The organism is Dellaglioa sp. CoH-56-MRSF-10 (assembly GCF_056782175.1).
In genome coordinates this window covers 141,148-152,407 of record NZ_JBXAYF010000004.1, presented here as the reverse complement: position 1 = coordinate 152,407, position 11,260 = coordinate 141,148, and the positions used below count along the sequence as shown (strand labels likewise).

The following is an 11,260-nucleotide window of genomic DNA, read 5'->3' as shown; positions in this document are numbered from 1 at the left end:
TGTCTCCGATTGAATATCGAAAACATACCGACCAGATGATCGCTTAATATTTACTCCAACTTTTGGGGTTCACTTCAGAACCTGCTTAATCACTTTTTTGTTTAGACATTTTGTTCAAATGAAAGTTCAATTAAATATTTATCATGATGTGTCAGATACACGGTTGTTACCCAGACGTCCATATAGTCAGGGATGGAATGATCTAATTTATCGTTAAAGTAATCTAATAAATCACCGTGTTTTGAAACGAAATCATCAGTGAGACGATTAACAGTTAGTTTATCTGGTAAAAAATAAATATCAGCATCAGCTACTTTGACGCTTCCTGGTATGACGAGGGTTATTGAATTAGTATAGGTCAAGCGTGAAAAGAAAACGTCTTCTGGATGTCGTCTGACATAAGATAAGACGAAGAATATAGAATCTGAATTACTAGCCATAAGTGACACTCCCCATCTAAATGATTTACTTCATTATACCAATTTAAACGAAAATGTTTTGATTTATTTTATTATAGTCGTAGACAGACTAAATTTAAAAATATATTTTAGGTTTTTACTTAGGTAAAATCTTAATGGTAGCGTATACTTGAAGGTACAAATATAAACCATTTTATGGAGGTGCAGGCGATGAAGACAGTTCATTTTTATTTAGTAAGACATGGTCAAACACGATTGAACAGATTAAAGAGGCTACAAGGCGTGACTAATTCTCGTCTGACACACAAGGGGCGAGAGGCAGCTAGAAATTTGGGAACACAATTAAAAGATGTCTATTTTGAAGCCGTGTACACAAGTGACTTAAAACGAACGCAAGATACTGCGGACTTTATTCTTGAAAAGCATGACTCTTCGTTTGAATTTCAACCATTAAGAGGACTTCGAGAAGTCGATTTTGGTCGACTAGAAGAGATGAAAAATAAAGATTTAATTCCAATGCTTGTTAAAAAATTTGGTTTTTTTAAAGTGAGTCAGGCCGTTTTAGGGCATAATCGCTTTAGAAACTTAGTAAATATGTTCGCAGAGCTTGAAGGAACTAGCCAAGCTGAAACATATGATAAGATGACTAGTCGAATAATTGATACATTAACGGATATTGGGAATCAGTACCAGACGCAGGGAGGAAATATTTTAATTGTGTCTCATGGTCTTGTGTTATCAAGTTTTATCGACAGCTTAGAAAAAAATCAACTTCCAACGATGCTCTTGAAGAATGCTAGTGTTAGTAACGTTGATTTTAAAAAAGGTAAATTTACAATTGTGAAGATTAATCAAAAGGGGTGATTACGATTGCTATATCCTAAAACGATAAATAAAATTCGACAGTTAGTTAATGATGGTATTGTTCCTGGTGCTTCATATGGGGTTATCCATCATAATACAATTAGCAATCAAAACTATTTGGGATATTCGCAATTAGTCCCTGAAACTGAACAATTAGCTGACAATGCACTTTACGACGTTGCATCACTAACTAAAGTGATAGGAACAACAACTCTTATTTTAAAATTACAAGAAGAGGGTCGTTTGAATGTTGATGATTCCGTAAAAAAATACCTACCAAATTATCAGGACGAACGGGTGACTTTACGGCATATGTTGACGCATACGGCAGATTTTCAAGGGTATATTAAAAATCGAAATCAATTATCGGAACCAGATTTAAAACAAGCACTATTCGGACTAAGTAATGGTGAAAATCTTGGAAAAAAAGTTATTTATAGTGATATCGGACTAATTTTTTTAGGATATATTATTGAAAGTATTTTAAAAATTCCTGTTCAGCAAGCATTGCAGCAAGAAGTCTTAAATCCCTTAGGATTAACTGATAGTACTTTTAGTCCAAATATCTCAAGAAGTGTTCCAACTGAGATTATTCCTGACTTAGGTCTTTTAAAGGGTATTGTTCATGACCCCAAAGCACGGATTTTAAAAGAACATTGTGGATCGGCAGGGTTATTTTCCACTGTATCCGACTTATTACGATTTATGCAGTGGTTTATGTCAGATGGTCCTGAACGTCCAGTATTACGGCCGGAGACGACGCAAATGTTATTCTCAGATCAAACACCTACAAGAAGCTTGGGTCGTTCACTTGGCTGGGATCTTCGTGGAGATGGCGATTGCTTATCTGTCTATCATACTGGTTATACAGGAACATTTATAATAATGGATCAATCCATGCAAGACGGGTTGGTTGTCTTAACGAATAGGGTACATCCGACGAGTGATAATAGTCTCTATTTGGTAAAACGAGATGAAATTATAGAAAGCTTTTTAACGGAAAAAGCTGGATTGTAACCGATTAACATTCAAAAATGTAACCGCTTATGATAAAATAAACCAATAATATGTTTAACGAAGGAGAGAGCAACTAATGACAGAACCTTTATTCTTAAAACCTGTATTACAAGAAAAAATTTGGGGTGGTGATCATCTTAAAACGGTCTTTGGATATGATATTCCAAGTAATCATACTGGTGAACTTTGGGCTATTTCCGCACACTCACATGGCCCAAGTACTGTTTTGAATGGTCCATTTGCTGGCAAAACATTGAATGAAGTCTGGGATTCAAATCGTGAAGTTTTTGGTAATGCTAAAGGGGATGTTTTTCCACTTCTAACTAAAATTTTAGATGCTAATCAAGATTTATCAGTTCAAGTACATCCGGATGATACTTATGCAATGCAACATGAGCATGAACTTGGTAAAACAGAATGTTGGTATGTTATTTCAGCCGAACCTGGGGCAGAACTTATTTATGGGCACCATGCTAAAACACGTGAAGAATTAGCGGAAATGATTCATGACGAAAGATGGGATGATTTATTTACGCATGTACCTGTTAAAGCGGGAGATTTCTTTTATGTTCCTAGTGGTACAATTCATGCCATTGGTTCTGGTGTGATGGTCCTTGAAACGCAACAAAGTAGTGATACAACATATCGTGTTTACGATTTTGACCGTGTGGATGCAACAACGGGTAAGAAGCGTGACTTGCATATTCAACAATCGATTGATGTTACTAATGTGCCTAATAAAGTTCCTGAACTCGATATTCAAACAAAAATGGTCGGGGATGCCAAAGTAACAACCTTTGTTAAAACACCATTCTTTAGTGTTTATGAATGGTTGATTTCAAACGGATCAGCAAATTTTAAAAGAACAGTCGCACCTTATACTCTTGTTTCAGTTTTAAAAGGTGAAGGTCAGATTAAAGTCGATGATAAAATATATGATTTAAAAATGGGTATGCATTTTATTTTACCAAACGAAGTTAAAGAATGGACAATTACAGGTGATATGCAAATTATTGCATCAGAACCTGGAGAAAAAGCATAAAAAAATAAAGATTCAAACAATAATATACTATTGTTTGAATCTTTATTTTTTTACTAAAATGTTGGTTCGATAACGAGTGCTTCTTGTTGACTAAAATCAACATCTGGATATTTACGATGCAACGCAAGCAGTAGTAGACGTTTAGCTAATTCACCATTTCTTGTTAAGATTGGGCCATGGAAATATGAACCAAAAACGTTTTTGTAAATGACACCTTCTGAAGCATCACTACCATTATTACCTTTACCTTTTAACACTTTACCAAGTGGTCGTTCATCTTTACCGAGGAAGGTCATCCCGTTATGATTTTCAAAACCATGGTAAGTTTCACCGGTATCTTCATTTTGAATCGTAATATCTCCGATAAAACGATTGTCATCTTGTGTCTCTGTATAATGACTCATTGCACCAATGCCAGGAATTTTTTCACCATCAGCACCGACATAATATTGACCAAGTAATTGGTAACCGCCACAAATTGCGAGGAGGGGACCGTTATCTTCAATATAGTCGGTTAAGGCCTCTTTTTTGTCTTGAATATCTTTTGAGACAATTTTTTGTTCGAAATCTTGTCCACCACCAAAGAAAGTTAAGTCAAAATGATCTTTGTCAAAAGGTTGATCTAAACTGATGACTTCAGTTTGTAAGTCAGTATCCATTTGCTTGGCATAATATTCTAACACCAATAGGTTACCAACATCACCATAAGTATTTAATAAGTCACCATATAAATGGGCGACGTTTAAATGATATTTTGCCATTATTACATGCCCTCCTTGATATAACCATCATTAGCGAGTGATTTACGTAACTGTAAAACAGCTGTATAAGTGGCTAAAACGTAAATATGTTTTGTGGGGAAGGTTTTAAGTTGTTCGATAACTTTAGCAATGTCAGGTTCTTTAATTAATTGTTCATCTTTGACACCAGCGACCTTAAAACGGAATGAAACATCTTTATAACGTTCACCACCCGTCATGAATTGAGGAATGTTCATTTGTGTTAATTGTTCGAAATTCCCATCCCAAATCCAACTGGTATCAATACCATCTGCGTAATTTGCATTTAATAAGAAGGCCAACGAGAATGGTTCTGTATCTGTTGCAATCATATCTAGTACCTGATCGAGGCCAACTGGATTTTTAACTAAAACTAAGGTAATGTCTTTGTCTTCAACATGGATGACTTCTTGTCGACCAAAGACTTGCTCATCGTCTTCACTTAATGTATTACTAATTGTTGCAGGACCAACATTGAAGACACGACCAACTGCATAAGCAGCAAGGGCGTTGTAGATGTTATATAAACCGCCGACATGAATTTCCATGGGTTGTCCATCAACTATAAAGTGAGATGATGTGGGTGTTTGTTCTAAAAGTGATGTTAATTGGTAGTCTAATTTTGGACGACTAAAATGACAGTTTGGACAATAATATTTCCCGAGATTAGCATACGTACGGGTTTTATAATGTAAGATATGTTGACAAACTGGACAAAGAATCCCATCAGTATTCGTAGGTGCTAAACTTTCTGTTTCCTCTTCATGATTAAAACCGTAGAAAACAAAAGGATTTGGTAATTCAATTGAATGGAAAATGGGTGCATCACCATTTGCAATAATTGTTGCATTGGGTGCTAATTTAATCCCATCAATAATTTTTTTGTAAGTTGTATAAATTTCACCGTAGCGGTCCATTTGATCACGGAAAATATTTGTTAGAACAAATGCTTTAGGCGTGATGTATTGGGTTACTTTAATGACATTTGCTTCATCAACCTCAAGAACAGCAAGAGGACGCTCATTTTTTTTGCGCTTATCCGTTAGAAATGCTGTGATAATACCTTGTTCCATATTTGATCCAGCAGAGTTTGTTAAGATATGGTCATATTTAGCACCTAAAACCTTAACTGTTAAGGCGGTTGTTAAGGTTTTACCGTTGGTTCCAGTGATGACAATAACGTCATAATTAGCACCTAATGTTTTTAAAATTTCTGGATCTAACGCGGCAGTTATTTTGCCGGGTAGAGAGCTACCACCTTTTAGAAAGGTGTGCAAAAACCAATATGATGATTTCCCTGCGACAGTTGCTATTGAGCTTTTTATCGTCATTAAAATATCCTCCGTTTACAGAAAATTGACTACATAGGATAGAATCCACGTCATAGCCTACTTTACTGAATTTATATTATGTCTATAATAGCATAATTACAAAATTCTACATATAAAATGCCTAATATTAAGAAAAAATTTTTATTTAATGAAATCCAAGCTTAAATCGGATATACTTAAAGACGGAAATCTGAAAAACAGAAGAGGTTTATTATGGCGCAATTATTTTTTAAATACGGTGCAATGAATAGTGGTAAGACAATTGAAATCTTAAAAGTTGCGCATAATTATGAAGAACAAAATAAATCAGTTATTATTTTAACAAGTGGTGTGGATGACAGGGATGGTGTTGGATTTGTTTCAAGTCGAATTGGATTGAAACGTGAGGCGACACCTATTTTTGAAGAAACAAATGTCTTTGATTTAGTTCAACAGACTAATTCAAATGCTGCTTGTGTTTTAATAGACGAATCACAATTTCTAAAACAAGCACATATTATTCAATTAGCTAAAATTGTGGATGAATTAAATATTCCAGTTATGGCTTTTGGGTTAAAGAATGATTTTAAAAACGAATTGTTTGAAGGATCAAAATATTTATTATTATATGCTGACAAGATTGAAGAAATGAAAACAATTTGCTGGTTTTGTCATAAAAAGGCCATCATGAATTTACGTATTCATGATGGTAAACCTGTATATGCTGGCGAACAAATTTTAATAGGTGGTAATGAAGATTATTATCCAGTATGTCGTAAACATTATAACAATCCGTTGATGACACAATTACAATAATCAGATAGACTAGAAAGATAAAGAATTAAGAGGAGACAATATAAAATGGATGAAATGTATGATCAATTACAATCAGTTGATGATCGCTATGAAGAATTAGGCGAATTATTGTCTGATCCTGAGATTATTTCAAATAATAATCGGTTTATGGAATTATCAAAAGAAATGGCAAGTATCCGCGAAACAGTTGAGAAATATCGCCAATATAAAGTTGTTGTTCAAGAACTTGCAGATGCTGAAGAAATGCTAGGCGAAAATTTAGATTCTGAAATGGCTGAAATGGCTAAAGAAGAATTATCTGACGCAAAGAAAGCAAAAGCAGCTTTAGAAGAAGAAATTAAGGTACTATTAATTCCTAAGGATCCTAATGATGATAAAAATATTATCATGGAAATTCACGGCGCTGCCGGTGGGGATGAAGCTAGTTTATTTGCTGCAGATTTATTCTCAATGTATTCTAAATACGCTGAGAAGCAAGGTTGGACTGTTGAAATTGTGGATAAAAATGTGACTGAAGTCGGTGGTTTTAAAGAAATTGTCCTGTTGATTAATGGTGATAGTGTCTTTTCTAAGCTGAAATATGAAAGTGGTGCACATCGAGTTCAACGAATTCCATCAACAGAATCAGCTGGACGTGTGCATACTTCTACTGCAACAGTAGGTGTTATGCCTGAAGCAGAAGATGTTGAAATTGAAATTGATGCAAAAGATATTAGAACGGATGTTTATCGTTCTTCTGGTGCCGGTGGACAACATGTTAATAAGACATCATCTGCTGTCCGAATGACCCATTTACCAACAAACATTGTTGTAGCTATGCAAGATGAACGTTCACAACAACAAAATCGTGAAAAAGCTATGAAAATTTTGAAGGCTCGAGTTTATGATTTCTATTCACAACAAGAACAAAGTGCTTACAATGAAAATAGAAAATCAGCTGTTGGATCAGGGGACCGTTCAGAACGAATTAGAACTTATAATTTCCCTCAAAATCGTGTGACTGATCATCGAATTGGATTATCATTGAATAAATTAGATCGTGTTATGAATGGTGAACTTGAAGAAGTAATCGATTCATTGATTTTATATGATCAAACACAAAAAATGGAAAAGTTGCAAGAAAATGACTAATCCAACCTACTATGAAGCCTTGAAATGGGCTTCTTTGTGTATAGAGGAACATAAGTTAGAAGTTGAAAGTGGTCAGTGGTTATTATTAGAGCGACTAAGCTGGTCAACGACTGATTTATTAATGAATTATCAAACAAAAATGCCAAAAAATGAGTGGCAACAATATCAGATAGATATTCAGCAATTTTGTGATGGAATGCCGGCACAATACATTATTGGTCATGCCTACTTTTTTGGTATGCAATTGAAAGTGACCGAAGCAACCCTTATTCCGAGACCTGAGACGGAAGAATTGGTAGAATGGATGTTGGAGACATTGCCTGCTAATGAGAAGTTGGTAATTGCTGATATTGGAACCGGTTCTGGAGCAATTGCGATTGCTTTAAAACAACAGCGACCAAATTGGCAAATCTTTGCAAGTGATATTTCTAAAGAAGCAATTACGGTTGCCAAAAAAAATGCACAAGCACAGCAAGTTGATGTAACATTTTTGATTGGAGATTTAACAGAACCTATTCATGAATTGAAAGTGGATGTCATCGTGTCTAATCCACCATACATTGCCGAAAATGAGCGAGATGTGATGGATAAAAGTGTGATTGAACATGAACCGCAAGTCGCATTATTTGCAGCTGAAAATGGTCTAATCTTGTATCGAAGAATGATAGAAGAGGTGGCTCGCTTCACGCAAAAACCAAGAGATATTTTCTTTGAAATAGGGTATCAACAAGAAAACGCCGTGATAAAGATGTTAACAAACGCATTTGAAAATGCAGTTTTAATAGAAGGAAAAAAAGATAGTTTTGATAATCAAAGAATGATTCACGCAAAATTATAAAAGGGGTGTTGAGTTAATGGAAACAATTATTTATCAACCTAATGAAATAGAAACTGCTGCAGAGTTATTAAAGCAAGGACAATTGATCGCATTCCCAACTGAAACAGTGTACGGATTGGGTGCCGATGCGACAAATGAAGAGGCAGTCAAACAAGTGTATGCTGCAAAAGGTCGACCAAGTGATAATCCACTAATCGTACACGTTGCCGATGTAGAGACAGTTCGGGAATATGCACAACCACTTACTGCCAATGTGGAAAAGTTAATTAAAACATTTTGGCCGGGTTCATTGACGCTTATCCTTAAATTAAAAGCAGGAGCTCTTTCAAAGACTGTTACAGGCGGTTTAGAAACTGCAGCCTTTAGAATGCCAGATAACAAAGTTACATTAGATTTTATTATTAAGTCGGGCGTTCCAATTGTTGGCCCTTCAGCTAATACTTCAGGTAAACCTAGTCCAACAATGGCAGAACATGTTGCTCATGATTTGAATGGTAAAATTGCTGGTATCATTGATGATGGGCAAACAAAAGTAGGGGTGGAGTCAACTGTCTTAGACATGAGTACAGATGAACCAACAATTTTGAGACCTGGAGCAGTTACTCAGTCACAAATTGAGGATGTAATTGGACACGTTAGTGATGATACACATGAAGTTGCCGAAGGAGAAACGCCAAAAGCACCTGGGATGAAGTATCGACATTATGCACCAAGAGCACAAGTTGTGATTGTTGATTCAACACAAAATTGGTCAGATATTTTAGACTGGGTCGCTAAACAAGATATTGCAATCGGATTAATGGCAAAAGAAGGTCAAATTGATACGGATCAGATACCTAAGAATAGTGGCTATTCTTCTTTAGGAAAAACAATTGAATCAGCAAGCCAATCACTTTTTGACGGTTTACGCTACTTCGATGACAACCCTAATGTTCAAATGATTTTAGTTGAAGGGTTTGATAAAAAGGGATTGGGTGTTGCTTACATGAACCGTCTTGAAAAAGCAGCAAGTAGCCAAAATATTGTTGAACTTATGGATGCTGAAAAAGTGAAATATAAACAACAGGATAAAGAATTGTGGGATGCAATCGCTCATGAAGAAAAACGCCAAGAGGACAATATTGAATTAATTGCGTCTGAAAATATCGTTTCTGATGCTGTACGTGCTGCACAAGGTAGCGTGTTAACCAATAAGTATGCTGAAGGGTATCCTAATAAGCGTTACTACGGTGGTTGTGAGTATATTGATGTAGTTGAACAATTAGCTATTGATCGTGCTAAGGCACTATTCCATGCTGAATATGCCAATGTACAACCACATTCTGGTTCACAAGCTAATATGGCCGTTTACCAGGCATTTTTAGAACCTCAAGATAAGATTTTAGGAATGAAATTAAACGATGGTGGACATTTAACGCATGGTTCACCAGTAAATTTCTCAGGTGAATTGTACAATTTTGTTAGTTATGGTGTTGATTCTAAAACAGAACGTTTAAATTATGATGCTATTCGAGAGATAGCACTTAAAGAAAAACCTAAAATGATTATTGCTGGAGCCTCAGCTTATAGTCGAATGATCGACTTTACAAAATTTAGAGCAATCGCTGATGAAGTTGGCGCCTATTTAATGGTAGATATGGCTCATATTGCTGGTCTTGTAGCTACTGGACTGCATCCAAATCCCGTAGATGTAGCTGATGTTGTTACGACAACAACGCATAAAACGTTACGTGGCCCTCGTGGTGGAATGATTCTTGCTAAAGAAAAATATGCTAAAAAACTAAACTCGGCAGTTTTCCCTGGTACACAGGGTGGCCCACTTGAACACGTAATTGCTGGGAAAGCGGCAGCATTCTATGAGGCAGCGCAACCAGCATTTACGGCGTATATGTATCAAGTTGTTCAGAATTCACAAGCAATGGCTGGCGTATTTGCACAGTCAGATTTAGTGAGAGTTATTTCTGGTGGAACTGATAATCACTTAATGAACTTAGATGTAACACCTTCTGGGTTAAATGGAAAAGAAGTTCAAAACTTATTAGATCGTGTTCATATTACTGTGAATAAAAATACAATTCCAAATGAATCATTGAGCCCATTTAAAACGTCTGGAATTCGAATTGGAACGCCAGCAATTTCTACTCGTGGGTTTGACAGCGAAGACGTAAAAGTGATTGCAATTCTAATTCTATACGCAATTCAATTTCACGATGATGACGATAAATTAGCCGAAATTGGTTCGCAAGTTTTAGCATTATCTAAAAAGCATCCTATTTCACAAATTAAATACGTTTAAGACTAGTATTTTAGGTAATAATTCGCTAAAATAGAATAGACTAAATTTAAGGGAGTGTTTCGTAATGGGCAAATTTCAAGTGATGGACCATCCGTTAATTCAACACAAATTAACGATTATACGTGATAAGAACTGTGGTACAAAAGAATTTAGAGAAGTTGTTAATGAAATTGCTGAACTAATGGTATATGATGTTTCTCGCGATTTTGCTTTAGAAGATGTTATCGTTGAAACACCTATGGGTAAAACAACACAAAAAACATTGGCTGGTAAGAAAATTGCTATTATTCCTATTTTAAGAGCTGGTTTAGGGATGGTTGATGGTATTTTGGAATTATTACCAGCAGCTAAAGTTGGACATATTGGTATGTACCGTGATGAAACAACATTCCAACCAACAGAATATTTTGTAAAAATGCCTGAAGATATTGCTAGTCGTGATCTTCTTGTAGTAGACCCAATGCTTGCTACTGGTGGTTCTGCTATTATGGCAGTTGATGCATTGAAGAAGCGCGGCGCAAAGACAATTAAGTTTGTTTGTCTTGTTGCGGCTCCAGAAGGTGTTGCAGCTTTACGTGAAAAACATCCTGATATTGATATTTATACAGCAGCACTTGATGATCACTTGAATGAAGATGGCTACATTGTCCCAGGTTTGGGCGATGCAGGTGATCGATTGTTTGGTACGAAATAAATTAAATGAATGGCCCTTAGAATGCTTATGCGTAAGCCGTCTAGGTGTCATTTT

The 11,260-nt window shown here is 35.7% G+C and carries 11 protein-coding genes and 1 pseudogene; 9 read left to right on the top strand and 3 right to left on the bottom strand.

Annotation, left to right across the window (positions count from 1 at the left end; genetic code table 11):
* Nucleotides 1-101: 101 nt before the first annotated feature.
* The gene (locus tag AC1RP4_RS05895; RefSeq protein WP_481761632.1) at nt 102-440 is read right to left on the bottom strand and encodes a hypothetical protein; all 339 of its coding nucleotides are present in this window, start codon (nt 438-440) and stop codon (nt 102-104) included.
* Nucleotides 441-629: 189 nt separating this feature from the next.
* On the opposite strand from AC1RP4_RS05895, the gene AC1RP4_RS05890 reads away from it, so the two are divergent.
* From AC1RP4_RS05890 to manA, 3 genes are all read left to right on the top strand, one after another.
* Complete coding sequence (locus AC1RP4_RS05890) at nt 630-1,283, top strand: histidine phosphatase family protein (RefSeq protein WP_409022293.1); 654 nt, start codon at nt 630-632, stop codon at nt 1,281-1,283.
* A 6-nt stretch (nt 1,284-1,289) separates the two neighbouring features.
* The gene (locus AC1RP4_RS05885) at nt 1,290-2,300 is read left to right on the top strand and encodes a serine hydrolase domain-containing protein (protein ID WP_481761633.1); all 1,011 of its coding nucleotides are present in this window, start codon (nt 1,290-1,292) and stop codon (nt 2,298-2,300) included.
* Nucleotides 2,301-2,376: 76 nt separating this feature from the next.
* Entirely contained in the window at nt 2,377-3,342 is a 966-nt protein-coding gene (manA, locus tag AC1RP4_RS05880) for a mannose-6-phosphate isomerase, class I (protein WP_481761634.1), read from the top strand.
* Nucleotides 3,343-3,395: 53 nt separating this feature from the next.
* On the opposite strand, the gene AC1RP4_RS05875 is transcribed toward manA, so the two are convergent.
* A complete protein-coding gene (locus AC1RP4_RS05875) occupies nt 3,396-4,103 on the bottom strand; it encodes a type 1 glutamine amidotransferase (RefSeq protein WP_409022296.1) in 708 nt (235 codons plus the stop codon).
* Nucleotides 4,104-4,105: 2 nt separating this feature from the next.
* The gene (locus AC1RP4_RS05870; protein WP_481761635.1) at nt 4,106-5,452 is read right to left on the bottom strand and encodes a MurT ligase domain-containing protein; all 1,347 of its coding nucleotides are present in this window, start codon (nt 5,450-5,452) and stop codon (nt 4,106-4,108) included.
* Between the two features lie 213 nt (nt 5,453-5,665).
* On the opposite strand from AC1RP4_RS05870, the gene AC1RP4_RS05865 reads away from it, so the two are divergent.
* The 6 genes and pseudogenes from AC1RP4_RS05865 to upp all read left to right on the top strand — a co-directional run bounded on the left by AC1RP4_RS05865 (nt 5,666) and on the right by upp (nt 11,206).
* Nucleotides 5,666-6,247 (top strand): thymidine kinase, encoded by a 582-nt coding sequence (locus AC1RP4_RS05865; protein ID WP_409022298.1) that lies wholly within the window; start codon nt 5,666-5,668, stop codon nt 6,245-6,247.
* Nucleotides 6,248-6,292: 45 nt separating this feature from the next.
* Nucleotides 6,293-7,378 (top strand): peptide chain release factor 1, encoded by a 1,086-nt coding sequence (gene prfA / locus AC1RP4_RS05860; protein WP_409022299.1) that lies wholly within the window; start codon nt 6,293-6,295, stop codon nt 7,376-7,378.
* Nucleotides 7,371-8,216 carry a peptide chain release factor N(5)-glutamine methyltransferase gene (gene prmC / locus AC1RP4_RS05855; RefSeq protein WP_481761636.1) on the top strand — a complete coding sequence of 282 codons (846 nt, stop codon included), beginning with the start codon at nt 7,371-7,373 and terminating at the stop codon, nt 8,214-8,216. Before prfA ends, prmC begins: the two co-directional genes overlap by 8 nt.
* Nucleotides 8,217-8,232: 16 nt before the next feature.
* Nucleotides 8,233-9,216: pseudogene (locus AC1RP4_RS05850) on the top strand (L-threonylcarbamoyladenylate synthase); the annotation flags it as partial.
* Nucleotides 9,217-9,249: 33 nt separating this feature from the next.
* Nucleotides 9,250-10,512: a serine hydroxymethyltransferase gene (gene glyA / locus AC1RP4_RS05845; protein ID WP_481761720.1), complete on the top strand. Its 1,263-nt coding sequence runs from the start codon at nt 9,250-9,252 to the stop codon at nt 10,510-10,512.
* Nucleotides 10,513-10,576: 64 nt separating this feature from the next.
* Nucleotides 10,577-11,206, top strand: a complete 630-nt coding sequence (gene upp / locus AC1RP4_RS05840) for a uracil phosphoribosyltransferase (protein ID WP_409022301.1) — start codon at nt 10,577-10,579, stop codon at nt 11,204-11,206.
* The last annotated feature ends 54 nt before the right edge of the window (nt 11,207-11,260 follow it).